General features: G+C 74.1%; 20 protein-coding genes. 10 read left to right on the forward strand and 10 right to left on the reverse strand.

Translation table 11 applies throughout. The features are described 5' to 3' along the window. Positions 1–564 (forward strand): RICIN domain-containing protein (locus tag EF918_RS14290; RefSeq protein WP_148141230.1); only part of this gene is annotated, 564 nt, incomplete at its 5' end. 29 nt (positions 565–593) lie between these two features. Here EF918_RS14290 and EF918_RS14295 read toward each other — a convergent pair. From EF918_RS14295 to EF918_RS14305, 3 genes are all read right to left on the reverse strand, one after another. Continuing rightward, entirely contained in the window at positions 594–2,675 is a 2,082-nt protein-coding gene (locus EF918_RS14295) for an ATP-binding protein (protein ID WP_125645522.1), read from the reverse strand. Continuing rightward, on the reverse strand, positions 2,672–3,337 hold the full coding sequence (locus EF918_RS14300) for a DUF4255 domain-containing protein (RefSeq protein WP_125645524.1): 666 nt from the start codon (positions 3,335–3,337) through the stop codon (positions 2,672–2,674). Before EF918_RS14300 ends, EF918_RS14295 begins: the two co-directional genes overlap by 4 nt. 111 nt (positions 3,338–3,448) lie before the next feature. Further along, on the reverse strand, positions 3,449–4,072 hold the full coding sequence (locus EF918_RS14305) for a LuxR C-terminal-related transcriptional regulator (RefSeq protein ID WP_260610193.1): 624 nt from the start codon (positions 4,070–4,072) through the stop codon (positions 3,449–3,451). A 238-nt stretch (positions 4,073–4,310) separates the two neighbouring features. Here EF918_RS14305 and EF918_RS14310 point away from each other — a divergent pair, with 238 nt between their 5' ends. The 4 genes from EF918_RS14310 to EF918_RS14325 all read left to right on the forward strand — a co-directional run bounded on the left by EF918_RS14310 (position 4,311) and on the right by EF918_RS14325 (position 10,864). Continuing rightward, positions 4,311–7,280, forward strand: coding sequence for a LuxR family transcriptional regulator (locus tag EF918_RS14310; RefSeq protein WP_260610187.1), 2,970 nt, complete (start codon positions 4,311–4,313; stop codon positions 7,278–7,280). A 248-nt stretch (positions 7,281–7,528) separates the two neighbouring features. Continuing rightward, the gene (locus EF918_RS14315; RefSeq protein WP_260610188.1) at positions 7,529–9,202 is read left to right on the forward strand and encodes an alpha/beta hydrolase; all 1,674 of its coding nucleotides are present in this window, start codon (positions 7,529–7,531) and stop codon (positions 9,200–9,202) included. A 333-nt stretch (positions 9,203–9,535) separates the two neighbouring features. Continuing rightward, on the forward strand, positions 9,536–9,928 hold the full coding sequence (locus EF918_RS14320) for a VOC family protein (RefSeq protein ID WP_125645530.1): 393 nt from the start codon (positions 9,536–9,538) through the stop codon (positions 9,926–9,928). A gap of 150 nt (positions 9,929–10,078) precedes the next feature. Beyond that, entirely contained in the window at positions 10,079–10,864 is a 786-nt protein-coding gene (locus EF918_RS14325) for an alpha/beta fold hydrolase (protein WP_125645532.1), read from the forward strand. Here EF918_RS14325 and EF918_RS14330 read toward each other — a convergent pair. After that, entirely contained in the window at positions 10,858–11,433 is a 576-nt protein-coding gene (locus EF918_RS14330; protein WP_125645534.1) for a DUF6434 domain-containing protein, read from the reverse strand. The two genes, EF918_RS14325 and EF918_RS14330, sit on opposite strands and share 7 nt — an antisense overlap. 173 nt (positions 11,434–11,606) lie before the next feature. On the opposite strand from EF918_RS14330, the gene EF918_RS14335 reads away from it, so the two are divergent. Then, positions 11,607–12,803 carry an FAD-dependent monooxygenase gene (locus tag EF918_RS14335; protein ID WP_125645536.1) on the forward strand — a complete coding sequence of 399 codons (1,197 nt, stop codon included), beginning with the start codon at positions 11,607–11,609 and terminating at the stop codon, positions 12,801–12,803. A gap of 66 nt (positions 12,804–12,869) precedes the next feature. Here EF918_RS14335 and EF918_RS14340 read toward each other — a convergent pair whose 3' ends face one another. Then, on the reverse strand, positions 12,870–14,561 hold the full coding sequence (locus EF918_RS14340; RefSeq protein ID WP_125645538.1) for an ADP-ribosyltransferase domain-containing protein: 1,692 nt from the start codon (positions 14,559–14,561) through the stop codon (positions 12,870–12,872). A gap of 94 nt (positions 14,562–14,655) precedes the next feature. Continuing rightward, positions 14,656–15,333: a macro domain-containing protein gene (locus tag EF918_RS14345; RefSeq protein ID WP_125645540.1), complete on the reverse strand. Its 678-nt coding sequence runs from the start codon at positions 15,331–15,333 to the stop codon at positions 14,656–14,658. Positions 15,334–15,790: 457 nt separating this feature from the next. Between EF918_RS14345 and EF918_RS14350 the strand changes: the two genes are divergently transcribed. Continuing rightward, complete coding sequence (locus tag EF918_RS14350; protein WP_125645542.1) at positions 15,791–15,997, forward strand: hypothetical protein; 207 nt, start codon at positions 15,791–15,793, stop codon at positions 15,995–15,997. Positions 15,998–16,086: 89 nt separating this feature from the next. Here EF918_RS14350 and EF918_RS14355 read toward each other — a convergent pair whose 3' ends face one another. After that, positions 16,087–17,109 (reverse strand): hypothetical protein, encoded by a 1,023-nt coding sequence (locus EF918_RS14355; RefSeq protein WP_260610189.1) that lies wholly within the window; start codon positions 17,107–17,109, stop codon positions 16,087–16,089. Positions 17,110–17,174: 65 nt separating this feature from the next. On the opposite strand from EF918_RS14355, the gene EF918_RS14360 reads away from it, so the two are divergent. After that, positions 17,175–17,843 carry a TetR/AcrR family transcriptional regulator gene (locus EF918_RS14360; RefSeq protein WP_125645544.1) on the forward strand — a complete coding sequence of 223 codons (669 nt, stop codon included), beginning with the start codon at positions 17,175–17,177 and terminating at the stop codon, positions 17,841–17,843. Between the two features lie 108 nt (positions 17,844–17,951). Here EF918_RS14360 and EF918_RS14365 read toward each other — a convergent pair whose 3' ends face one another. Beyond that, positions 17,952–18,449, reverse strand: coding sequence for a GNAT family N-acetyltransferase (locus tag EF918_RS14365; RefSeq protein WP_260610190.1), 498 nt, complete (start codon positions 18,447–18,449; stop codon positions 17,952–17,954). Positions 18,450–18,476: 27 nt separating this feature from the next. Further along, positions 18,477–19,133, reverse strand: a complete 657-nt coding sequence (locus tag EF918_RS14370) for a TetR/AcrR family transcriptional regulator (protein ID WP_125645548.1) — start codon at positions 19,131–19,133, stop codon at positions 18,477–18,479. Between the two features lie 189 nt (positions 19,134–19,322). Here EF918_RS14370 and EF918_RS14375 point away from each other — a divergent pair, with 189 nt between their 5' ends. Then, positions 19,323–20,273 (forward strand): NAD(P)-dependent alcohol dehydrogenase, encoded by a 951-nt coding sequence (locus EF918_RS14375; RefSeq protein WP_312847831.1) that lies wholly within the window; start codon positions 19,323–19,325, stop codon positions 20,271–20,273. A 141-nt stretch (positions 20,274–20,414) separates the two neighbouring features. Here the strand turns inward: EF918_RS14375 and EF918_RS14385 are convergent, their stop codons facing one another. Next, positions 20,415–20,762 (reverse strand): nuclear transport factor 2 family protein, encoded by a 348-nt coding sequence (locus tag EF918_RS14385; protein ID WP_125645554.1) that lies wholly within the window; start codon positions 20,760–20,762, stop codon positions 20,415–20,417. Between the two features lie 304 nt (positions 20,763–21,066). Between EF918_RS14385 and EF918_RS14395 the strand changes: the two genes are divergently transcribed. Continuing rightward, entirely contained in the window at positions 21,067–24,534 is a 3,468-nt protein-coding gene (locus EF918_RS14395; protein ID WP_260610192.1) for a BTAD domain-containing putative transcriptional regulator, read from the forward strand. The last annotated feature ends 193 nt before the right edge of the window (positions 24,535–24,727 follow it).

Genomic DNA, 24,727 nt, shown 5'->3' on the forward strand with positions numbered 1-24,727 from the left:
GGGGGCGGCGGCGGGAAGCCGTCGTCCGGCGCGCAGAAGCCGCAGCCGCACACGGTCAGCAACGTCCTGCTCCGGCTCCGCCCCGTCAAGGCGTGCGCCGACATCCCGGGCCTCGACCAGGGCGAACGGGGCGGTCCGGTCAACGCCGCCACCTGCAACCCCAAGCCCGAGGACAACCAGTACTGGAGCCTGGAGCTGGTGCACCCGAGCGCGGGGCCCGGCGGCGCCGCCCTCTTCCAGATCCGCAACATCAAGAGCAAGTACTGCATGGACCTGGGGGGCGGGTTCGGCAACAAGCCGCACGGCAGCCCGGTGGTCATGTTCGGCTGCAACGGCAACACCGCCGGAAACCAGCTGTGGTGGCTGGAGAAGCAGGACGACGAGACCTACTGGATCCGCAACAACACCAGCAGCGGCAGGTGCCTGGACTGGACGGGCCCCAGCAACAGCAACGACCCCGCCCGGCTCGCCCTCCGGATCCACGACTGCCGCAAGGGCGAGGACATCTGGCAGATCGTCACCACCGAGCGGAACAGCTGGCAGATCACCCATCCCTTCGGCTGACGCCCGGGCGCGCCCGTGCGCCCGTACGCCTACCAGCCGCCCTCGCCGGGGACGAGGCGGCCCGCCTTGCGGTACTCGCGGCGGGCCCCCTCCAGCAGGTCGGCCTCGGTGACGGCCTCGCCGCGGCCGGCCGCCGCGTAGGCGGCGGTGACGACGGCGCTGCGGATCGAGCCGCCGGCCAGCTCGAAGTCGCGGGCGCAGACGGCCGGATCGGTACCGTCGGCGCACGGCACCCGGGCGAGGCTGTGCCGCCACAGCGCCAGGCGCTGCGGGGCGTCGGGGAACGGGAAGTCGACCACCAGGTCCAGCCGCCGGGTGAACGCCTCGTCGATGTTGGCCCGCAGATTGGTCGTCAGCAGGGCGATGCCGTCGAAGGATTCGAGGCGCTGGAGCAGGTAGGCGCTCTCCATGTTGGCGTAGCGGTCGTGGGAGTCCTTGACCTCGGAGCGTTTGCCGAAGACCGCGTCGGCCTCGTCGAAGAGGAGGACGGCGTCCGTGTGGTCGGCCTCGGTGAAGATCCGCTCCAGGTTCTTCTCGGTCTCGCCCACGTACTTGTCGACGATCGAGGAGAGCTGGACGACGTAGAGGTCAAGGCCCAGTTCGGCGGCGACGACCTCGGCCGACAGCGTCTTGCCGGTGCCGGAGCCGCCTGCGAAGAGGCCGAGGACGCCCCGGCCGCGGCCTCCGCCGGCGCTGAGCCGCCAGTCCCCGAGGACCCGGTCGCGGTGCCGTGCGCGCAGGGCGAGCTCGTGGAGCTGGGCCAAGGGCTTGTCGGGGAGGACGAGGTCGTCCCAGCCGACGTCGGGGCGGATGCGCCGGGCGTGGCGTTCCAGGCCGGACGCCGACTGCTGCCGGGCGGCGCGTCGTACGTGCGCGGCGGTGAGGGGCGTCCCGTCGAAGGCGGCCAGGCGGCGGGCGGCCTGCGCGGCCCGCACGATCCGGTCCCCGCCCAGGCGGTACGGGGCCACGGTCGCGGCGAGGTCGAACGCCGCCCCGGGCCCGGCCGGGCCGGCCGCCGGGTCGTCGAGTGCCGCCGACCAGGCCGCCGCGGCGCCGGCCGGGAGCCGAGGGGCCTCCAGTACCAACGGGTCGTGTGCGCACCACCGGGGGTCGTAGGGGCGCGCGCCGACGAAGAGCGCCGGGAGGGCGGCGGCGGTCAGCGTGCGCAGCAGCGGGCCCGGCTCCTCCGGCACCTGGGAGACGACCACGGCGCAGCCGCGCAGCCGTGCCTCGCGCAGGAGTTCCGTGGCCGGTATGTCAGCGCCCGCGGCGCCGACGTGCAGGGCGTCCAGCCCGGCAGCGGTCAGGGCCGCGGTGGCGGCGGCCAGTCCGTCCCCCTCGCGGTGTTCGCGCAGGTAGACGGTGCACGGGTCCCCCGCGAGCCGCTCGCCGAGACGGCGGGCGAACTCCCCGTCGTACGGGCCCGGGGGCGTCGCGGCGAGCGGGAGCAGGTGCCCGGCGAGTGCGGCGTCCGGCGTGTCGTCGCCGAGGAGGTGCGCGACCAGCCGGTCGGGGACGCGCAACGAGCGGCTGAGGAAGGGCCGTTCGGGCTCCTCGACGTCGATCAGCCCGAGGGCGGACAGGGGCGCCGAGGCATGGAACCGGGCCCGCGCCGCTCCCCGGTGGGCGGGCAGGCCGCACAGGTCCAGGGCCAGCCCGGTGGTGGCGCGGCGGCGGCTGACGTCGTCGTTGAGGTAGCCGTACAGGGGCTCGAAGGAGCGGTCGACATCGGGGGCGAGTGCGATCAGGAGCAGCCCGACGTCCAGGTCGGTGAGTCCGTGCCGGGCGGCGAGCCGCGCCAGCCGGTCGCCGTCGCCGTCCCGGCCGCCGACACCGTCGCCGTCGCCGTCGCCGTCGCGCGTGGCCGCGGCCTGCCACATCGCCCGGTCCCGGGTGGGGGCGGACGGGTCCGTGACGGGGGTGTCCAGCAGGTGCCGCACGGCGTCGTAGGAGAGGTACAGACCGCGCAGCGGGTCGGTGGCGGTGGGATCGGCGGCGCTGCGGTGCTCGACCAGCAGCTCCACCCGCTCACGCACCCGGCCCAGCCGGTCGAGCAGGGCGGAGGCCGCGTCCGGGTCCGTGCGGCCGGGGACGGAGGCGTGCCGGATCACCGCTGCTCCTGCCCCTGCTCCCGGAGCGGACGGGCCGACGCCAGGTGCCGGGGCCGGTGCCGGCGCTCCGGCGAGTCGTCCAGGCTGCCGTCGGTCGTGCGGAGGCGCACACCGAGACCCTCGGTGACCGGCGGTCCGGCGTCGTACTCGGGGTACGCCGGGAACGGCGCCGTCACCACCACGTCCAAGGACGGCTTGAGTTCGCCGCCGAGCGCCGACCAGATCTCCGCGAGGGACCGGGACTCGGTCTGGATGCCGGCCACGCTCAGGGGGAGCGACATGCCCAGCGCGCGCAGCGTGGGCGGGAGTTCGTACGCCGGGAGCATTTCGCGCGGCAGCAGGGTGGCCAGTACGGCCGAGAGCAGCCGGTGTTCGTCCTTGGGCTGCTTCGTCCAGGCCGTCACCAGGTAGGACAGCCGGAACCAGCGCGGGGGTTGACGACGCTTCAGTACGGCGCCACGGTCGTCGGCGACCGGCACGGTGCCGCGGTGGCGACGGCTCACGTCCTCGCGGATGTCGTACAGATAGGCGTTGACGGCGGTACTGCCGCGCCGGGCGGCCCAGTCCCGGGTCGGGGCCTCGAAGGCCACCTCGATCCCGGATCCGGCCAGTGCCCCGCCGTTCAGCAGTCTTTCGAGGATCTCGTCCACCTCGTGGATCACTGTCGTGCTACCGCCTTGCCTGAAGTGCCGACCGGCGGTTCCGCCGGTGTGCCGATGTCATGGATCAACTGGGGGTGTTCACGGCTGGAGCGCCGAGGTGGTGGATCGGGGTCAGATGTAGCCCTCGCGCAGCGCGTAGGCCACGGCGTGGGCCCGGTTGCGCAGGTACAGGCGGGTGGTGAGGCCGTGCATCACGTTCTTGACGGTGCGTTCGGAGTAGGCCAGCTTCGCGCCGATCTCGGAGGTGTCCAGCCCGTCCGCGACCAGGCGCAGCACGTCCGCCTCGCGGGCGGTCAGTCCCGTCACGGGTGCGCCGGTCCGTCCGGCGGCGGAGCGCTGGAGCCGTCCCACCTGTCCGAGCAGCCGGCCGAGCAGGTCGGCGGGGAGGTCGCCCTCTCCCCGGGAGGCCGCGAGGACGGCCTGCAGCAGGCGGTGCGGGCCGGCTTCGTGGCGCCAGACGACGGCCCCGACCCCGCACTCGATCACGTCGAGGAGCTCGGCCTCCCGGACGGCCCGGACCACGAGGACGGCGTGGGCCCCTTCGCCGCGGACCACCCGGCGCAGCCGTGCGACGGTCTTCTCGTCCGGCGTGTCCTCGATCAGCACGGCCACGGTCCCCGGCCCCGTCTCCGGCTCGTCGCGGAGGTCGATCACGGGGTGCCGGCCGAGTTGGCTGACCGCTCCCGCTCGGGAGATCGGGTCGGAGGCGTGGACCACGACCCGGACCCGGTGCAGGGGCGCGGGATCCGCCGTCGGTCCGTCCCCCGCCGGTCCGGCGGAGCCGCCGGAACCGACGGGTCCGGCGTTTGCGGTGCGGAATGAACTGCTCAAGGAACCCCCTTCGGATGCGTCCCGCGTGTCGTCGCTGTGAAGTCCATGACATGCGGACGCCGATCAGCCTTGTTCACTCCGCACGCGACGGACAATCGTGGAGTACCACGAGACGGCCCACGAGGGCAGGAGAGGGATGTCCGTGAGGGAAGCGCTCCACGAACGCGGCGAAGTGCTGGATCTGGTCGCCGCCGAGGCCGAGCGCGCACGCTTCGGTTCCGGTCGTCTGGTGCTGCTGCGCGGCGCGACCGGGACCGGCCGCACAGCGGTGCTGGAAGCCGTAGCACGGCGCGCGGCGGCCAAGGGGATGCTGGTGCTGCGGGCCCGCTGCGCACCGGATCCGCTCGCGCCCTTCGCTGCCGTTAACCAGTTGTTCGCTTGGGAGTCGAAATGCTCCTCCCCCGCTCCGGGTTCACCGGACCCGGGGGACGTCGATGCGGGCTCCGACCACGAGCGGGCCACCCGGCTGTGGCACTCCCTGCTCGAACTGACCGAGGAGGGACCGCTGTTGCTGGCCGTGGACGACGTCCACCTCGCCGACGAACGCTCGCGCGGCTGGCTCGTCGGTGCGGCCCGGCTGGTGGACCGGCTGCCGGTGCTGCTGGTGGCCACCGAGCGCAGCCAGTACGACGTCGAACCGCCCGCGGCAGGCCTGGCGCACGCCCTGCCGCCCGACCTCGTGCGCACCCACACGCTGGCGCCGCTCAGCCGGAACGGGGCGGAGCGGCTGGTGCGTTCGGTCGTCGGTCCGGTACCCGAGCAGGCCTGGGTGGACGAGGTCGTACGGGCCACGGCCGGCAACCCGCTGCTGCTGCACGCCCTGCTGGACGATCTGCGGGCACCGCAGACCACGGACCGCGAAGGCACCGCCCGGCAGGCGCCCGTACCGCCGCAGGTGCCCGAGCCCGCGCCCGTGCGGGTACCGGTCCCCGATTCCTGCGCGGCGCTGTATCCGGGGACGTACCCTGCGGCCGTCTCGTGGTGGCTGGAGAGTGCGGGGACCGCCACGGCGGACCTCGCCCGGGCCCTGGCCGTCGTCAGCGACGACACGGGCGACGTCGACAGCCCCGGCCCCGGCCGGGACGGTGAGGGCCGGGACGGTGACGGTGAGGGCGGCGACGGTGCCGGTGAGGGGCGCGAGGGCCGCCGCGACCGTTCCGCCTGCCTCGGCGGTGACGCCGCGCTGCTCGCCGGGATGACGGGCGTCGACCCGGCCCGGGCGGAGGGCTGGCTCACCGCCATGACCCGCCTGGGGATGCTCCGCCAGGGCCCGGACGGCCGCACCCGCTATGCCCATCCGGTGCTGCGGGACGCGGTGCTGAGCTCCTGGCCGGGCGCCCGGCGGAAGGCCGCACACGGCCGGGCGGCCGAGGCGATGCTCGGCCGGGGGTACTGCGCCCGGACCGTGGCCGGCCAGCTGTTGCGGGCCTCGGCGCCCGTCGGGCCCTGGGCCGCGGACGTCCTGCTGGACGCCGGGGGCGGCGCGGCGCGGGCGGGCCGGACCGACGAGGCCCTCGCGTTCCTGCGGCGCGCGCTCGACGAGGAGCTGCCGCCCGTACGCCGGTCCGCCGTCCTGATCGAACTGGGCTCCCTGGAGTACGCTGCGGACCGACCGGCCACGGGCATCCCCCGGCTGATCGAGGCGGTCCGGCTGGCCCGGGAGCCGCGGGACCTGGTGCGTGCCGCGCTGGCGCTGGGGACGGCGCTGGCCGGGCGCGGCGAGGTGCGGACCGCCGTGGGCGTACTGGACTCCCTGGACGACCGGCTGACCGAGCATCAGGAGTTGATCGGCGTCCTGCGCAGCGCCTCGGCGCTGCTCGCGGACCGGGACGAGACCATGCGGCAGGAGGTGTACGGCCGGCTGCGCGCCATGGCCGCACGCGCACCCGGCGCGGTGGGAGCCGCCGGACGGGCGCTGCTCATCCGCTACGACGCCCTGGCCGGCCTGCTCTCGGCGCAGCGCGCCATGGAACGGGTCCGGGCCCTGCTGGTGGAGCCTTCCGACCCGCTTGAGGAATCGATTCTGCTGAGTGCTGCCGCCTCCGTGGCCCTCTGGTCCGACGCGCTGGACGAGGCCGAGCGCCTTGCGGAACGGGGGCTCGCCGGGGCGGGTCCCCGCGTCCTGCACCCCGCCCAGCCGGCCCTGCGGGAGGTCCGCGCGGACCTCGCCGCCGCACGCGGCGCCTACCCCGAGCTGCTCGCCGAGCCCGCGGTCCGCCGGCTCCTCGCCACGCCCGGCGACGGCCGGGCGCCGGACCACGTACAGGCCCTCGCCGTCCTCGCACTGACCGAGACCGGCCGGACGGACCGGGCCGCGGCGCTGGTCGCCGCCGCCACGGCGCACGACGCGCCCGGCGCCCCGCAGTCGCCCCTGCTGCTCTACGCGCGTGGCCGGCTGCGTGCCGCGTCCGACGACCCGGCCGGCGCCCTGGAGGACTTCCTGGAGTGCGGCCGGCTCCAGTCCGCGCGTGCCGTGGTCAGTCCGGTGGTCACCCCCTGGCGGACCGCGGCGGCCGAGTGCCGGCTCGCCCTGGGCCGTCCGGAGGAGGCGCTGGCTCTGGCCGAGGAGGAGCTGCGCCTGGCCCGGGTCTGGAACACCCCCCGGCTGCTGGGGCGTTGTCTGCGTGTCCTGGGCGCCGCGACCGGGGGCCTGCGCGGGCTGGAGCTGGCCGAGCAGGCCGTCCGGCTGCTGCGGGACACGCCGGCCGAACCGGAGCTGCTCCGGGCCCTGATCGCCCAGGGGCGCCGGCTCGCCGCCGCCGGGGAGCGCGCACGGGCCCGCGAGCCGCTGCGCGAAGCGGCCGAACGCGCCGAACGCACCGGCGCCCGGCGCCTGCGCGGCATCGCCGCGGAGGCCCTGCAGGAGGGGGGTGCCCGCCGTACCGAGAGCCCGCGCACCGGGCCCGACGCGCTGACGGACAGTGAGCGGCGGATCGCCGTCCTGGCCGCGAGCGGACGCACCAACGCCGAGATCGGCGACCTCCTCCACCTCGCCCGCCGCACCGTCGAGACCCACCTGACGAACGCCTACCGCAAGCTCGCCATCCGCCGCCGCGCCGAACTCCCCGCCGCCCTGTCCCGCCTGGCCGGCACGGCGGCAGCCCGGCAGTAGGCTCCGGCTCGTCTCCTCCTGCCCGCCCGCCCGCTCGGCCGACCGCGGCGGGGCTGAACCCTGGGGCGTACAACCGGCGTCGTAGGAGGAGACCGCCCCTGGTGGTGCTTCGGCTTCACCTCCTGGTGGGCCGACACGACCGGCGGACGGCGCGTACCTTGTCGCTCCGCCCCTTCCGTTCCCTTCCCGCTCCCCTCCCACCCCACCCCGCCCCGCCGGCCGTCGCCGGCGTCGCCAGAGGATCACGTATGAAGTCCCTTATATTCCACCGCACTTCGGCCGCACTCCGGCGCAGAGTGGTGCGGGGGACGTCCCTCGCCCTGGTCGCGGTCACCGCGCTCCTGGGTGTCGCGCCCGGGACCGCCGGGGCAACCGTGCGCGCCGCACCGGCCGTCGGCGCCCCGCCCGTGCCCGTCCCGGTCTGGGGGCCCTGCGCCGACGACCGCGGGGACGGCTTCCAGTGTGCGACCGTCCAGGTTCCGCTGGACCATCGTCAGCCCGCCGGGCGCACGATCCCGCTCGCGGTCACCCGGCGGCTCGCGGCCGACCCGGCCCGTCGCACCGGCGTCCTGCTGCTGCACCCCGGTGGTCCCGGGAACTCCGGTGTGGACTTCGCCCGCAACAGCTACGCCGCGCTGCCCGCCGCCCTCCGGGACTCCTTCGACGTCGTCGGCTACGACATGCGCGGCGTGGGGCGCAGCGGACAGGTGGAGTGCTGGAACGACGCCGAGTACGCAGCGGCCGTCGACGCCGCGCGGGGCGTGCCCGACCAGGGCGCCCTGCACGGAGCCATCGGGCAGGGGCGCGAGTTCGCCGCCGCCTGCCGGCAGCGGGCCGGTGACCTCGTGCCGTTCATCGGGACCGGTTCCAACGCCAAGGACATCGACCTGCTCCGCCGGGCCCTCGGTGAGGAGCAGCTCTCGTTCTACGGTCGCTCCTTCGGCAGTTACGTCGGCACGGTCTACGCCGCCCAGTTCCCCCGGCGGGTCCGGGCGATGGTCCTCGACGGGGCCTACGACCCGCAGAAGTACGCCGATGCGCCGTACGCGTACGACGGCGCCCAGTTCGTGGCGCTGGACGCGGCGGTCGGCCGGTTCCTGGACTGGTGCGCGCAGTCCTCCGCCGCCTGCGGCTTCGGCGACGGGCGTCCGCGGGAGGCCTTCGACCGGCTCAAGCGGGATCTGGACGCGCACCCCGTCGTCACCGCGAGCGGACGCCCGGCCACCGGCTACACCCTCGCCTACCGGCTGATGTTCAACATCAACGGGGGCAAGGAGATCTGGCCGGCCCTGGGCCAGGCCCTGCGGGCGGCCCAGGCCCGCCAGCCCTCGTTCCTGCTCAACCCGCCCTCTCCGGCCTCGTTCGACTTCCTCAACGTCAATCTGGCCGTGGAGTGCGCCGATCGCGTCTATCCGGCCGGTGCCCGGCTGCTGGGTCCGGTGGTCAGCGCCCATGTCGCGGCCGCGCCGCTGCTGGGCGCGCCCATCGGCTTCGGCCCGCCCACGTACGACCACAACCACGCGCCCACCTGTGCGCAGTGGCAGGCGGAGCGGCCGAGCCGCTACGACGGCTCCTACCGGGCGGCCGGTTCCGCCCCGATCCTGGTCCTCGGCACCACCGGGGACCCCGACACCCCGTACCAGGACGCCGTCGCCCTGGCCCGGACCCTGGACAACGGCCACCTGGTGACCTTCGCCGGCGAGGGCCACACCGCGTACAACCGGAGCGCCTGCGTCAGCTCCTTGGCCTCGGCCTACCTGGCCACGCTGGCGCTGCCCGCCCGGGGCACGGTCTGCGCGGACGAGGCGCCGCCGGAGGCGCTGGGCCGCCGTACGAGCGGCCCGGCGGCCTCCGCGGAGTCCGCGTTCTCCGCGACCGTCGGGGTCGACGAGACGCGCGACGCGATCCCGGTGCTGCGCTGACCACCGTCCTGACCGCACCGTCCTGACCGCATCCTCCCGAGCCACCGGCCGAGCACCGGCCACCGGCACGCACCGTACGGGGCCGCAGCCGCACACGCCGGCTGCGGCCCCTGCGCACTGCACCGCCCGTGCCGTGGGTCCGGTCGAGGGGCCGTCGCGAGGACCGGCCGGTCCAGCACGCCCATGCCGCCGGCGCATCCCCGGGCCACGACGACGTGCGGCCTGCGGGGCGGGGACGGGTGTCCGGCGGTAGGTTGCTCGGGCACGGCGCACAGACCTCTTCCGTCTGGCGGTACCGGTTCCTTCCTCTGCGCACCACAGGAGAGCTGTTCCATGAAGATCCACCTGACCAGCGTCTTCGTCGACGACCAGGCCAAGGCCCTGCGTTTCTACACCGAGGTGCTCGGTTTCGTGGTGAAGCACGACGTGCCGGTGGGCGGGTCGGACCGCTGGCTGACCGTCGTCTCCCCCGAGGATCCCGACGGCGTCGAACTCCTCCTGGAGCCCGCCGGCCACCCGGCCGTCAAGCCCTACCGTGACGCGCTCGTCCAGGACGGCATCCCCCTCGCCCAGTTCGCCGTCGAGGACGTGCACGCGGAGTACGCGCGCCTGCGTGCGCTCGGTGTCCGGTTCACGCAGGAGCCGACGGAGACGGGCCCGGTCACCACGGCCGTCCTGGACGACACCTGCGGCAATCTGATCCAGCTCGCGACCGAGCCCCGGTAGCGGCCGGGCCTCCCGGGCCGCAGCCGGCCGCGCCCGGCGGCCGTTCGCACGCCCTGGCCGACTTCCGCCTGTCCGGCCGTGGCGTTGTCGAGACCCGCCGCGAGCGGATGTGCTGGGTGCTCACGGCAAGTCGACGAGAGGGGCTGTGCGATGGCGGACTTCATCCTGGTGGCGGGCGGCTGGCTGGGCGGCTGGGCGTGGCGCGACGTGGCGCACGAGCTGGTGCGCCGGGGACACCGTGCCGTGCCGGTCACCCTGACGGGACTCGGGGACCGGCGCCACCTCGCCCACCCCGGCGTCGGGCTGGGCACGCACGTGGCGGACGTGGTCCAGGTCATCGACCACGAGGAGGTGTCCGACGCGGTCCTCGTCGGTCACAGCTACGGCATCTTCCCCGTGGTGGGTGCCGCCGACCGGCGTCCCGGGCGCATCGGACGCGTGGTCCACCTCGACACGGGCGTACCGCAGGACGGCGACACGGTGGCGGGCAGCTTCATGGACGAGGCGCGCCGGGCGGCCGTGCAGGAGATCGTGGCCGGGCAGGGCGACGGCTGGCTGTACCCGCCGCAGCCCACCGACCGGCCCGAGTGGTGGGGCAGCCTGGACGGGCTGGACGAGGCGGCCCGGGCCCGGCTGGCGCGGCTGGCCGCCGCCCACCCGTACCGGTGCTTCACCGAGCCGGTCGCGTTGACCGGGGCGGTGGGGCGGCTGCCCGCCACGGCCGTCCTGTGCACCGGGAGCGGGGTGTCGGTCGCCGGGATCGAGGCGGCGTACGCGGCCGGCGACCCGGTCCTGGCGGATGCCGCGGACCGGAAGGTCACCTTCTTCGAACTCGCCACCGGCCACTACCCGATGCTCTCCACGCCCGGGCCACTGGCCGAGGTCCTGCTCGACGCCGCCGCCGGACGGGGGCACCGGCTGGGCACGGGTCACTGAACGGGCTGCTCCTGGACGGGCCGCGGCCGTGACCGGTGCTCCTGCCACGCGGCCATGGCCTCGGCGCGGGTGCCGGAGGGGTGGTCGGCGTGCCAGGCCCGCAGGAAGCGGTTCAGTTCGAACTGGGCGCCGATCTCCTGGGGCCGGGCGGCCTCCGCGCGGGTGGCGTGCCAGTGGGTCACCGCCTCCGCGAGGGTCCGGCCGGCCTGTTCGGCGATGTACGCGCGCATGTGCGCGTCGAAGTGGAAGGCCGGGCCGATCTCCTGGGCGAAGTAGGCGCGGAGGACCTGGCTGCAGCGCTGCCCCTCGGGGATGACCGACGAACCGTCCACCGGGGCGGTCAGTTGCCGCCCGGCGCGCCGGGGCCGTTCCGGCTCCTCGGGGAGCGGCCGACCGTCGAGCGCGGCGGCCAGGCGACGGGTCACGGCCTCCTTGCCGCCGCCCGTCGGGACACCCATCGTGCGGGCGAGGCCGGTGAGTTCGGCCAGGGTCCAGTACCACCGCAGGAGCTCCGTACCGGTCAGTCCGGAGTGGAGGGCCGGTCTCGCCCCGTCGTCATTCGCACTCATGTTCCCATGCTAGGCCGCCACCCCTCGACGGCCGTCTATACAATTGTTTTAGACGGTCGTATTGAACGGTCGTATGAATCCGGCTAGTGTGAGGCACACGAGATCGGGCCGCGCAGCGGAACCGGGCCGCGGTGGCCCGGTCGGCGGCCCGGCGCCTTCAGGGGGAGACAGACATGCAGCGTCAGACCGTCCTCGTGTCCGGAGCGAGCGTCGCCGGTACCACCCTCGCGTACTGGCTGCTGCAGCACGGTTTCACGCCCGTGGTGGTCGAGAAGGCCCCCGGCGTGCGCCCCGGCGGCTACAAGATCGATCTGCGCGGTGCGGCGCTCACGGTGGCGGACCGGACGGGCGTCCTCGAGGAGATTCGCCGCCACCGTACGGACGTGCGCGACGCGGCCGTCGTGGACGCCCGGGGCAACCGGGTCAAGAGCATGGACGCGGACAGCTTCGGCGGCCGCGTCCACGGCGACGCGGAGATCATGCGCGGCGACCTGACCCGCATCCTGTACGACCTCACCAAGGACAAGGTCGACTACCGCTTCGGCGACTCCGTCGCCGAGTTGGAGCAGGGCCCCGACGGGGTGCGGGTCACGTTCGAGAGCGGCCGGACCGAGACCTTCGACCTGGTGGTCGGCGCCGACGGGCTGCACTCGCGCACCCGGGCCCTCGCCTTCGGCCCCGAAGAGGACTTCCTCCACGAGATGGGCTACCACGTCTCCATCTTCAGCGTCCCCAACCACCTCGGCCTGGACCGCGAGGAGCTGACGTACGTCGGCCCCGGCCGGACCGCCCTCACCTACACCACCGCCCAGGACACCGGCGCCAAGGCCATGTTCCTGTGGTCCTCGCGCCCCCAGGACCGCGGCCGCCACGGGACGGCCGAGCAGCAGCGGCTGCTCGCCGAGGCCTACGGCACGGAGGGCTGGGAGGTCCCGCGCTTCCTCGAAGCCCTGCCCGACGCCCCGGACTTCTCCTTCGACTCGCTCAGCCAGGTCCACATGGACCGGTGGTCCACCGGCCGGGTGACGCTGGTCGGCGACGCGGCGTACTGCGCCTCCCCCGCCTCCGGGCAGGGCACCAGCCTCGCCATGGTCGGCGCCTACGTCCTGGCCGGGGAACTCGCCGCGGCGGACGACCTCCCGGCCGGCCTCGCCGCCTACGAGCGGACCGTGCGTCCCTTCGCCGAGGCCAACCAGAAGCTCGGCCCCGCCAACGTCAAGCGCATGGTGATGGGCGGCCCCGCCCAGGTCCGGATGTCGCTGCTGATGCTGCGCCTGCTCCAGCACCTGCCCGGTCAGGACCGGATGATGGCGAAGGTCCTGGAGCCCATCCAGCGTGCGGCCAACGCCATCGAGCTCAAGACCTACTGACCGCGCGGGGGCGGGCGCCGCTCGGGGAGCGGCGCCCGCGCGCAACCGCAGGGGCGGGGCGGGTGGTCAGGAGACCAGGGGGGCGTCCTCCGATTCGGTCAGCCGGACGGTGCACAGGCCGCCGCGTTCGGTCGTGACGTCCGTCACCGTGAGCTGGGTGCCCGGTGCGAGGATGTACTCCTCCTCGCCGGTGAAGGCGGAGAAGCGGCGGATCCCCACGGCCCGGGCGGGCGTCACCTCGAACAGGGTCCGCTTGCCGCGGCTGCCGAGGAAGGACCGGGCCACGCTCAGCTCGGAGGTGCAGGAGGACACGCCCCACCAGGTGACCGTACGGCCGACCGGGTACTGCGCCCGCAGGTCGAGCGAGACGCCTCGCCACAGCGGCCGGGTGCGTGCGGGCAGGCCCGAGACCGCCGAGAACAGCAGGCGCAGGTACGGGAGGTAGGGGACGACCTTGGTCCGGTCCGGGTGGCGCAGGACGGCGTTGATCTCGCGGTAGAAGGCGGATTCGCAGGTGTAGAGGTAGAGCGCGGCGATCTCGTCGGCGGAGAGTCCTCGGGCGGCGGCGGCCGTACCGGGTGCGGAGATCGCGGCGGTGGCCGCGGCGGTGGCCGTCTCGTCCGCCCGGCGCTTGCCGAACTCGCGGGACCGGTCGATGTGCCGGCCGAGCCCGGCCAGCACCTCGGCGACCGGGGCGACGGCGGCCTGGAAGTCCATCAGCGGGGTGTCGAAGACCCCGGTGATGGCGGGCAGGACGAGTCCTTCGTCCTTGACGCTGGTGAGCCGCTCCAGATAGAGCTGGTGCAACTCCATGGTCGAGGCGATGAAGGCGCCCATGCGCGCGGCGACGTCACCGTCGGTGCCACCGGAAGCCTGCTGCGCCGTCTCGTTCCACCCCTTGCTCGGCAGCCAGTCGATCGCGTCGGCGCCCAGCGACGCGAGGGCGTCGTTGACCGTGGCGAAGTGGTCGCCCTCGCAGAAGATGTCGCCCTGCGCCGCCGGGTTGGCGTGGTCGATGTGGCGGACCTCGACGTCCGGGTACTTCTTCTGGAGGCGCTCGACGATCTTCTTGAGGCTGCGGGCGTGGGCGCCCCACCAGGCGAAGACGACCCCGCGGTCCTCCTCGTCGGCGTCCTGCTTGGCCTTGAGGATCTCCTCGACGATCCGTTCGGCGACGGGCCGCCAGAAGGCGGTGTGCCGGTCGGCCCCCAGGGCCCCGTCGGCACTGGCGGTGAGCGAGGCGTTGAGCAGCAGGACGCCCTGGGTGAGCATCGCCTGGAACCACTCGGGCGGCTGGACCGTGTCCTGCTCCTTGAGCAAGGCGCGGACGTCGGCGATGGGCGTCTTCCTGGCGATGCCGTACTTCCACATCGCCGCGGCCTTGATGATGCAGCGGATGCTGACGACCCGCCCGAACTGGCTGTCCTTCCAGTCGTTGAAGGTGTTGTCGAACATGGCGATGCCGGTGGCGCTCTCCGGCCGGGGGTAAGGGTTCTGTCCGAAGACGACGACCTTCCACTTGTGCGGCGGGTGCGGCTTGAGCGCCTGGAACGTCAGCTCGCGCACCGGGACGACCTCCGGGCTGCGGCCCTGGCCGATGAAGCCGGCGGCGCCGGGCTGTGCCTCGATGACGGGCTTCAGCAGCGGGAGCCACGGTTCGCCGCCGCCCTGGAAGAGCTCGGTGAGGCCCAGCGGGTCGTGCGGGTCGTGCGCGGCGGGCTGGGTCTGGCCGGCGTCGGCGGCGGAGGTGTCGCTCATGGAGTGCGGGCTCCCGGTCGTGGGCGTGGTGTCGGCGGAGTCGGCGGAGTCGGCGGAGTCTGCCGGATCGGCGGGGTCGGCGGCGCAGGCGGGGTCAGCGACGAAAGGAATGCCCTTTCGGCGGCACGATGCGCACCCGCTGGGTGTCCGGCCGGTGCTCGATGCCCTCCAACTGGGCGGTGACGGTGGCCCGCAGCTCGTCGTCGTCCTCGAACCAGTGGTCGTGGAAGAGCGTGTAACCGGTCCACATCAGGTTGGCGCAGACCCGGGCCGGTACCCGGCCGGTCTGCGCGCCCATGCCGACCAGCGCGACCGAGCGGATGCTGCCCGGCGCCTTCCGGTTCTGCCGGTGGACCGCCTGGAACGCGGCGGCGCACGCCAGGGCCACGTTCAGCGTGTCGCGCACGTTCTGCGAGGACTGCACCATGGTCGGCGTCGATATCAGGAACCGCGGGGCGGTGGCGCCGGACGGTACGCACACGGCGCTTCCCACGGGGAGGGTCCCGGCGAAGCGGTCGCGGATCGCCCGCTGCACGCGCAGCTGGATGCCCGCCCCCAAGTGCCGCTTGATGACGGCGTCGACACCTCCGTCCATACGGCCCAGGGAATTCGTCGGAGTGACCCACGCGTCGACGTCCTCGTCGAGGATCGAGCCTTTGCGGATCTCGATGCCGGGGGTGTCGGCGAAGGCGGCCCGCCACGCCTGCACCACACGCTCGTTGACATCGGTCAGCACCACCCGGAGCGCGGGCAGCACAAAGCTCTCGGTCATCGTCCACTCCTGTCGAGGATCGGCCCTTCCAACACCCCCGACGCTACCGGCCACCACTGACAACGCCCCTGTGGGAGACGGTGGATGCGGGCGGCTGACCTGGGGGTGTCCGCCCGCTGGCCGCGACAGGCCGAAGGTCCGGGCGTATGCTTGACGTCAGATGCAGGTGTTGGTCACTGCTGCGGAAATTGCCTTACAGGAAATCGCCTTCAGTCTTGAGTGACCCACCCGACGCGAGGGCCGGCAGGATTCCTGACTGCCGATGAGACCCGGGGCCGAAGAAAGGCCGCCCGGGCCGCCGAGTCGGCACGAGCGCCTTCGCGACACTCCGAGCGACCAAGACATGACCCCGCGTGGATTCCCTCCCGTGGGACACAGGGCAGATTTCGGTTCGCAGAAAGTCGCACTACACATTGTGAGACGTCAGAAGGGCTTTGAGACCATGCAAGCACTGAGCGTGAGGCGACTGTTCGCAGTGTCCGCCATCGGCGTTCTGATGGCTGGTGGCGCCGCCCTGGGAGCCGCAGGCACCGCCTCGGCAGCAGCCCCCACCCACCCGGTGACGTACGTCAGCGGCGGAGGCTGGGACGACGACGGATACGGCCACGGCGGCTGGTACGACGACGATGACGACTGGGGCGGAGGCTACGACGACTGCGGCTGATCGATCAGCCTGATGCACACTGCACATCCGTACACGCTGTGCGGCCCGCTTGCCGGGCCGCACAGTCGTTCGTTCGTTGCGTCGGCCTGTCACCCCGCGCCGTGCGGACGGCGGCCGAGGTCCTGGACGAGCCGACGGTACGTGGTGAAGGCGGGCTTGGGCGTGTAGTCGTCGCGCAGGAGGCCGAAGTGGTGGAACAGCCCGTCGGCGGCGCTGTCGGCGTCCCGTAGCGCGAAGAAGGAATAGCCGTCGATGTTGAGCTCGTCGGCGAGTGCGGCGGTGGTGCGCACGACCGTGTCCAGCGCGGTGCACTGACGCTGCTCGGGGCGGCCGGGGCCGGTGGGCCAGCCGTTCTCGCACACGCGGACCGGGACGGTGTCCGCGATACCGGCCTGCGGCAGGCTGGTGCGACGGAACGCGGTGAGGACGGCGGTGACGGCGGCGGCGAGCTGGTCCTCGGCGATGGGCCGGAACACGTCCGGGAAGAAGTCCAGACCCACGTAGTCCAGGCTCTGCCGGAACCGCGCGTCGGCCCGGGCGCCGAGGGTCGGCCAGAAGGTGTCGGCCGGGTCGAAGGTCGGCACGGCGTTGAAGCCGACCGCCACGGGGCGGCCGAGGGCCCGGGCCTCCTGCTTGGCGGCGACGACCCCTTCGACCAGCGCGTCCATGACGTGGGGGAGGCTGCCGTCGACCGAGGGCAGGTCGGCGTTCGGCTCCTCGCAGATCTGCACCGATGCCAGTCGCGGGCCGGCGGAGCGGACCGCGTCACGGACGAACTCCGTCCAGCCCACCAGTTCCCCGGACGGTTCGCGGAACTGCAGCACGAGGTCGAGGGTGCGGCCGTGCCGCAGGTAGTCCTGCGGGTCGGCGGGGGTCGGCGGCGTCCGGTCGGCCGGGACGGTGACGGCGAACGAGCGGTAGGCGCGCACCACCAGCGGTGCCGCCTCGCCCTGGAGTGCGTCGAGCGCTGCGTTGATGCGGTCGGGGTCGTCCGGGCGGACGGGGTGGACCACCCCTTGGTCGTCGCCCAGCAGGGCGCCCGGGTAGATGCCGAAGGTCAGGGTCCTGCGCGTGCTGCTGCCGGTCGTGGACATGACGGTGCCACCCCTCATGGAGAAGTGGTGCGACCCACTTTTTGGGGTCACACCAAATTTTCAGCGACACTATCATCTGTGGGGTGGGCCTCAGAGAGATCAAGAAGCAGCAGACGCGGACCGCCATCGCCGACGCGGCGCTCGGGCTGTTCCTGGAGCACGGGTTCGACCAGGTGACGGTCGCCGAGGTGGCGCGACACGCCGGTGTCTCCACCAACACGGTGTTCAACTACTTCACGACGAAGGAAGATTTGTTCTTCGACCGGCAGGCCGAGGCCGAGGACCACCTCGCGGCCCTCGTCCGCGAACGGACGCCCGGCACCTGCCCGGTCGCGGCCGTCCGCGACGACCTGCTGTCCGCGCTCCGGCGGGACGACCCCGTGCTCGGGCTCCAGCCGGGCGCGGACGCGTTCTGGCGGGTCGTCGAGCAAAGCCCCGCCCTGCGGGCCCGGGAACGGGAGATCGGCGAGCGCGCCGAGGCCGCCCTGGCCGGCGCCCTGGCGGGCCATCCCCCGCGCCGAGCGGACGTGGGCGACCCCGCCGGGCCGCCGCCGCCCGCCCTCCTGGCGGGCGCCCTGGCCGGAACGCACCGCGCCGTCCTGCGCGAGCTCCGGCGCCGGATCATGTCCGGTGAACCCCGCGAACAGGCACGCGACACCCTCGCCGCGTCGGCGCTACGGGCGTTCGCCCTGCTCTGCACCGGCCTCCACGGGGCGGACACGCCCGGGCCGGGCAGGGCGGGGGGCTGCTGAGCCGGGTGCGGGACGGCCAGGACCGGGCCGCGGGCCGGGCCCGTTCAGCCCCGCGCCCCCGGCCCCGTTCCCTCCGTCACCCCGTCACCCCGTCACCCCGTCACCCCGTCACTTCAGCGGGCGCCGGTAGCGCACCTCCGTGAGCGCGACGCCGTCGTAGTCGTCGCTCTGCTCGCCGCCGTCGGCGGTGTACCCGGCGGCCTCGTAGAAGCGGCGTGCCCGGGTGTTGTCCCTGAGCACCCACAGGGCCAGTGAGCCGAAGCCTGCCGGGACGGCGCGCTGCTGGACCGCTGCCAGCAGGGTGCGGCCGACGCCCTGGCCGATCACGTCGGGCCGGACGTAGAGGGCGTACAGCTCGCCGACCCCGCCGGGTACGCCTTCGCCGCGGTAGGGGCCGTAACTCGCCCAGCCCAGCGGGCCGTTGCCGTCGTCGGCCACCAGGTCGCACGCCGTCGCGCCGGGGTCGGTGCACCGGGCCCGGCGCAGCCGGGCGTCGTCCTCGACGGTCATGCCGTCCAGGTACGCCTGCGGGACGAGCCCGACGTAGGCGGCCTGCCAGCCCCGCACACGGATCCCGGAGACCGCATCGACATCGGCTTCGGTCATGTCTCTTACGTCCATCATCAGCCCACCCTACGGCCGGACTTGGGCCAGGCGGGACTCCAGTCCGTCGAGGAGGAGGTCGAGGCCGTAGTCGAACTCGGCGCCGTACGCGTACCCGGGCCGCATCACGTGGTGCCGGGCGAAGTCGACCAGGTTCGGGTAGTCCTCCGCCGGGAAGCCCTCCAGGAGCTCCCCGACGGCCTCCTCCACGTCCTGCGGCGCGAACGGCAGGGCCGCCTCGGTGAGGGCGAAGCCGTAGACGTAGCTGTCCAGCAGGGAATAGGCGTGACCCGCGAGGGCGTACGGGAAGCCGCCGCGGCGCAGGACGCCCAGGACGGCGTCGTGGTGGCGGAGGGTGGCCGGGCCCGGGTGGGCGCGCGACTCCAGCACGGCCGCGGCCCACGGGTGACGGGCCAGGACGGCGCGGGCACTGTGCGCCCGCCGGTGCAGCGCGGACCGCCAGTCCAGGTCCTCGGGGGGCAGTTCCATCTCGGCGAAGACCGCGTCGACGATGCCGTCGAGGATGGCCTCCTTGTGGGGCACGTGGTGGTAGAGGGACATCGGCTTCACGCCGAGGCGTTCCGCCAGGGCCCTGATGGTCAGCGCGGCGACACCGCCCTCGTCCGCCAGCGCGACCGCCTCCTCCAGGACCCGTGCGCGGGTGAGCCGAACCTGCCGCTGGGCCACCGCCCTCCTCCTTCTGCCGAACGGGTTGACCGGTGCGCCCAGAGTACCGTACTAAGTAAGTCGTACTTAGTACGGTCGGCCGTCCGGGGCCGGCCCCGAGCGAGGCGGAGGCCCGCGATGGCAAGGGCAGGGGCAGTGGCGGTAGCGATGAGAGCGGTCCGGCAAGTGGGGTACGGGGCGGCGTCGGACGTGCTGCGGCCGACGGAGGTGCCCCGGCCCGCGGCCGGCCCCGGGCAGGTGCTCCTGCGGGTACGGGCGGCGGGGATCGACCGGGGCACCTGGCACCTGGCGGCCGGTCGCCCGTACGCGGTGCGGGCGGCCCTGGGGCTGCGCCGGCCGCGCAACCCGGCGGCCGGACTGGACGTCGCGGGAACGGTGGCCGCGCTGGGCCCGGGGGTGACGGGATTCGCGGTCGGTGACGCGGTCTTCGGCACGGCTCGCGGGGCGTTCGCCGAGTACGTGGTGGCCCGCGCGGACCGGATCGCTCCGAAGCCGGCCCGGCTGGGGTTCGAGGAGGCGGCGGTGCTCGCGGTGTCCGGGCTGACCGCGCTGCAAGGGCTCAGGGACGCGGGGCGGGTGCGCAGCGGGCAGCGGGTCCTGATCACCGGGGCCTCGGGCGGGGTCGGCACGTACGCCGTCCAGCTGGCCAAGGCCTTCGGCGCGGAGGTCACCGGGGTGTGCGGCCCCGCCAAGGCCGACCTCGTCCGCTCGCTCGGCGCGGACCACGTGATCGACTACACCCGCGAGGACTTCACCCGCGTGGGAGTCGCCGACGGGCGGCGGTACGACCTCGTGCTGGACCTCGCCGGGAGCACTCCGGTCGCGCGGCTGCGCAGCGTGCTGGAGCCGCGCGGGACGCTGGTCGTCGCGGGCGGCGAGGACGACGGCGACTGGCTGGGCCTGGGCCGGCAGTTCCGTGCGCTCGTGCTGTCCCCGTTCACCCGGCAACGTCTGACCATGCTGGTGAGCCGGCAGGCACGGGCCGGACTGGACGATCTGGCCGCGCTGGTCGACGCGGGTTCGATCAGCCCGGCCGTGGGCGCCGTGTTCCCGCTGGAGCAGGTGCCGGAGGCGTTGACGGTGCTGACGGAGGGGCGGACCGCCGGGAAGATCGCCGTCGCCGTCGGGACCGAGGAGTGAGGTCGGCGGGCGGGGCTCGGTGCGCGGGGCTCGGCGCGTGGGACTCGGCGCGTGGGACTCGGCGCGTGGGACTCGGCGCGTGGGACTCGGCGCGTGGGACTCGGCGCGTGGGACTCGGCGCGTGGGACTCGGCGCGTGGGCTCAGTGCGCGGGGCCGGCTCCGTAGTAGCGGCGACAGGTGCGGAGCATGCCTTCCGCGGAGAGGGTGAACACATCGACGAAATCGTGCTGTTGGGGAGCGAGGCGGCCCATCGCCACCACGCAGTCGCCGTCGGCGACGATCCGGGTGATCAGGTGGCGGCTGCCGGGCGGGCGGGGACGTGCGAGGTCCGGGCCGAGCGCGGCGGCGTCGACGTCGGTGTCCAGCAGCGAGCCGTAGCCGTCGCGGTCGCCCGTGTCGAGGTAGTGGTAGGCGAGGCGGACGTGGTCCGCCCCGGAATCGGTGACGACGCGGCTCGGGGTGCGCCGCCCGGCGTGCCGGCTGTCCATCGAGAGGTCCTTTCGTGCGGCTCTGTTCCGTGCGGTGGGACCAGCTTCGGAGAGCCCTGCAACTCGCCGCTATCGCGCCTCTATCACGGGCCCGCCGCGGCCGGTCCGCAGTGCCGGGATCGGGGCGGCCGCAGGCCTGCGGCCTGCACGGACGCGCCTTGCGGACCTCCCGGAGCAACAGCGAAATCAGGCCAACGACGCTTCGTCGCCACGAAATCTCCACACCATGGACAACGAGTGATCGTTCGGCAAGACTGAGGCGGCGCTCCACTCCTTCTCAGGCGCGGCTCCAGCTGGGAGACTCATGATCGTTTCGCCCGGCGGGGCTCTGCACACCCCGGTTCCGGTGGCCTTCCGGATCCTCGGCCCCCTCTCGGTGATCGGCACGGCCGGCCCTGCCCGGGTGCCCCCCGGCCGTCAGGAAGTCATCCTGGCCGCGCTGCTGCTGGAGGCCGACCGCGTCGTCAGCACCGACTATCTGGTCGACCTCATCTGGGACGACGAGCCGCCGGACACCGCCCGCACGCAGGTGCAGATCTGCGTGTCGCGGCTGCGCAAGCTGTTCACCAAGGCCGGTGTCGCCGCCGCCATCACCACCCGCCCCCCGGGCTACGTCCTCAGGACCGAGGGCGAGCTCGTGGACGCCGTGCTCTTCGCACGACGGGTCGCCGACGCCCGGACGGCCGCCCGCCAGGGCGACCTCGGCACGGCCGCCGAACTGCTGCGGTCCGCGGACGCGCTGTGGGAGGGCGACTGCCTGAGCGGCGTGCCCAGCGAGAGCCTGCGCAGCAAGGCGCTCCAGCTCGACGAGGAGCGGATGACGGCGGCGGAGACGCGCATCGAGCTGGAGCTCGACCTCGCGCGGCACCACCAACTCGTAGCGGAGATCCAGACGTTGGTCCGCATCCACCCGCTGCGGGAGCGGCTGCGCGGGCAGTTGATGCTGGCGCTGTACCGGTCGGGCCGGCAGGCGGAGGCCCTGGAGACGTACCGCGTCGGGCGCGAGCTGCTGGTGGAGGAGCTCGGGCTGGAGCCCGGCACCGAGCTGCGCCGCCTGGAGGCGGCCATCCTGGCCGGCGAGGTCCCACCGGCCGCCGGCCCCGGACCCGGCACCCGGAGCCACGGCACGACCGGCGTCCCCGGTGCCGCCCGGGCCGGTGCCGGAGGCGGGGTCGGGGTCGCGACGGGCGCCGTCGAGGGCCGGGGCCCGAGTGGGGCGGCGAGCTTCCCGGACGCGGCGACGCACGCTCCGGGGGCCGGGCGTTCGGGCGACGAGACCTCGCTCGGCGCGCCGGCGGCACTCGGTGGTTCCGCGGTGCTCGCGAGAGCCGGAACGGTCGAGCGTGTCGAGGCGCCTTGGGCAGTGGGGACACCCGGGACAGCGGCGCAGCCGGGGATGCCGGGCGGGTACGGGGTCGCGCCGCTCGGGACGGCAGGGGTGTCCGGAGGGCCGGGAGCGTCGGGGGGCTCCGCCGTGCCCGGAGCTCCCGTAGTGCCGGGCGCTCCCGGGTCCCTCGGGGCGTACGCCGTCCATGGGCACGCCGGGGCTGCCGCAGTGCCCGCCGGGATGACTGCCGGGATGCCCGCGAGTGAGGAGATCCCGCGGCAGCTTCCCGCCGACACCTCCGACTTCGTCGGGGACGAGGAGCAGATCGCCGGGGTCGAGCAGACCCTGCTCGGGGACGGTCGCCGTGCCGTGGGGCTGGCCGTCGTCGTCGGCAAGCCCGGCACCGGCAAGTCCACCCTGGCCACCCACATCGCCCACCGGCTCAGCGAACATGCCTTCTCCGACGGCCAGTTGTACTGCGACCTGCGCGGTACGACCGGCACCCCGGCCACCTCCGCCGAGGTCCTCGGCCGGTTCCTGCGCGCGCTGGGCATTCCCGGGCCGGTCATCCCGGAGTCCCTGGACGAGCGGGCCGAGATGTACCGCACGCTGCTGGCCTCCCGGCGGGTGCTCGTGGTGCTGGACGACGCCGCGTCCGAGAGCCAGGTCCGCCCGCTGCTGCCGGGCAGCAGTCGGTGCGCCGTCCTGGTCACCAGCCGGGTCCGGCTGACCGGGCTGCCCGGGGCCCACCGCGTCGAGCTGGACGTGATGGGCACGGAACGGGCGCTGGAACTGCTGGTCCGGGTGATCGGCGAGGACCGGGTGCGGCGCGAGCAGGTCGCCGCGGAGGCGCTGATCCGCACCGTCGGTGGGCTGCCCCTGGCACTGCGGATCGTCGCGGCCCGGCTCGCCGCCCGACCGCACTGGAGCCTGGCGTCGATGGTGCAGCGCCTGGCCAACGAGCGGCACCGGCTGGACGAGTTGACGCACGGCGAGATGACCATGCGGGCCAGCCTCTCCCTCACCCACGACGGGCTGGCGCGCGAGGACCGGCGGCTGCTGCGGCTGCTGAGCCTGGCCCGGGGCGCCACGCTGCCCGGCTGGCTCGCCGGAGCGCTGCTGGACGATCGTCGCCCGTACCCGTCCGACCTGCTGGAACCGCTGGTCGACGTACAGATGCTGGACGTGGTGGGGGTGGAGTCCACGGGCGGGTTCCGCTACCGCTTCCACGAGATCATCCGGGTGTTCGCCCGGGAGCAGCTCTCCCTGCACGACGAGCCGGCCGCCCGCACGGAGGCCCTCCAGCGCATGCTCGGCGGGTGGTTGTCCCTGGCCGAGCAGGCCCACCGCCGCATCTACGGCGGTGACTTCACGGTGCTGCACGGGTCGGCGCCGCGCTGGGTGCCGCCGGACAGCAGCACGGAGGACCTGCTCGTCGATCCGCTGGAGTGGCTGGACAGCGAGCACGCGAACCTCGTGCAGTGCGTCGAGCACGCGGCCGACGCCGGGATGGACGAGCTGTGCTGGGACCTGGCCGCGACCCTCGCGACCCTGTTCGAGGGCAAGGGCTACTTCGACGACTGGGAGCGCACGCACCAGCTCGCGCTGTCCTGCGTCCGGGCGGCCGGCAACACCCGGGGGACCGCCGCGCTGCTCAGCTCGTTGGGTGTGCTCTACCTGGGGCGCAGCCAGCACGACGAGTCGCGGACGGCCCTGACCTCCGCCCTCGATCTGTTCCAGGAGCTCGGCGAGCGCCAGGGGCTCGCCCTGTGCCACCGGGACCTGGCGCTGCTGGAGCGGATGCGGGGCGACGAGGACCGGGCGCTGACCTTGTACGACCGGGCGCTACGGGACTTCGACCAGGTCGGTGACGTGGTGGGACGGGCCATCGTCCTGACCCAGAGCGCACACATCTGGATGCGGCGCGGGCAGGTCGCGGCGGCGCAGTCCCGGCTGGACGAGGCCCTCGGCATCTACCGCTCGGTGGGTTACACCGGCGGCGAGGCGCGCACCCTGCGCCGGGCGGGCCAGTTGCAGCAGGGCCTCGGCGAACACGAGCGTGCGGTGCGGACGTTCACCGAGGTGCTGGAGCTGTGCCGGGACGGCGGGGACGTCATCGGGGAAGGGCACCTGCTGCGCGACCTGGGCAACGTCCACGTCGAGATGGGTCGCGGCGATGCCGCACGGGGTTTCTACACCCAGGCCCTGACGGTGCGTGAGCAGATGATGGACCACGGTGGCGCGGCACTGGTCCGGCTGGACCTGGCGCGGCTGCTGGTGGCGAGCGGCGGTGCGGAGGACGCGGGGCGCGTACGGGACCTGCTGGAGACGGCGGTGCGGGCGTTGCGCGAACGGCGCATGGGCCCGGAGCTGGCGGAGGCGCAGCGGATGCTCGATGCGGCGGGGGCCTCGGCCTCGGAGCGGGTGCTGCCCGCGGCTCCGTAGGGCGGCGGTCGGCGGGGTGTCCGCCGAGGGCCGCTGCGCGGCGTGGCGTACGGCCCGGGGTGTCCACGGGGCCGGCCCTGCGTGCGGGGGGCGTGCGCCGGCGGCGGAGGTGCCGCCGGGGTCTGACGTCGGCGTGCTGCGGTCAGTCCCAGGGGTTGGTGTCGTTGGTGGTGGTGGGCGACGGGGTCGCGCC

It is taken from the genome of Streptomyces sp. WAC06614 (genome assembly GCF_003949795.1).
Lineage (GTDB): Bacteria > Actinomycetota > Actinomycetes > Streptomycetales > Streptomycetaceae > Streptomyces.

Excerpts from the sequence above, each read along its gene's own strand:
- EF918_RS14345 (WP_125645540.1), bottom strand. The coding sequence starts at position 15,333 with ATGACCGAGAGCTTTGTGCTGCCCGCGCTCCGGGTGGTGCTGACCGAT.
- EF918_RS14325 (WP_125645532.1), top strand. The coding sequence starts at position 10,079 with ATGGCGGACTTCATCCTGGTGGCGGGCGGCTGGCTGGGCGGCTGGGCG.
- EF918_RS14320 (WP_125645530.1), top strand. The coding sequence starts at position 9,536 with ATGAAGATCCACCTGACCAGCGTCTTCGTCGACGACCAGGCCAAGGCC.
- EF918_RS14330 (WP_125645534.1), bottom strand. The coding sequence starts at position 11,433 with ATGAGTGCGAATGACGACGGGGCGAGACCGGCCCTCCACTCCGGACTG.
- EF918_RS14385 (WP_125645554.1), bottom strand. The coding sequence starts at position 20,762 with ATGGACAGCCGGCACGCCGGGCGGCGCACCCCGAGCCGCGTCGTCACC.
- EF918_RS14355 (WP_260610189.1), bottom strand. The coding sequence starts at position 17,109 with ATGAGGGGTGGCACCGTCATGTCCACGACCGGCAGCAGCACGCGCAGG.
- EF918_RS14315 (WP_260610188.1), top strand. The coding sequence starts at position 7,529 with ATGAAGTCCCTTATATTCCACCGCACTTCGGCCGCACTCCGGCGCAGA.
- EF918_RS14335 (WP_125645536.1), top strand. The coding sequence starts at position 11,607 with ATGCAGCGTCAGACCGTCCTCGTGTCCGGAGCGAGCGTCGCCGGTACC.
- EF918_RS14340 (WP_125645538.1), bottom strand. The coding sequence starts at position 14,561 with ATGAGCGACACCTCCGCCGCCGACGCCGGCCAGACCCAGCCCGCCGCG.
- EF918_RS14365 (WP_260610190.1), bottom strand. The coding sequence starts at position 18,449 with ATGACCGAAGCCGATGTCGATGCGGTCTCCGGGATCCGTGTGCGGGGC.
- EF918_RS14395 (WP_260610192.1), top strand. The coding sequence starts at position 21,067 with ATGATCGTTTCGCCCGGCGGGGCTCTGCACACCCCGGTTCCGGTGGCC.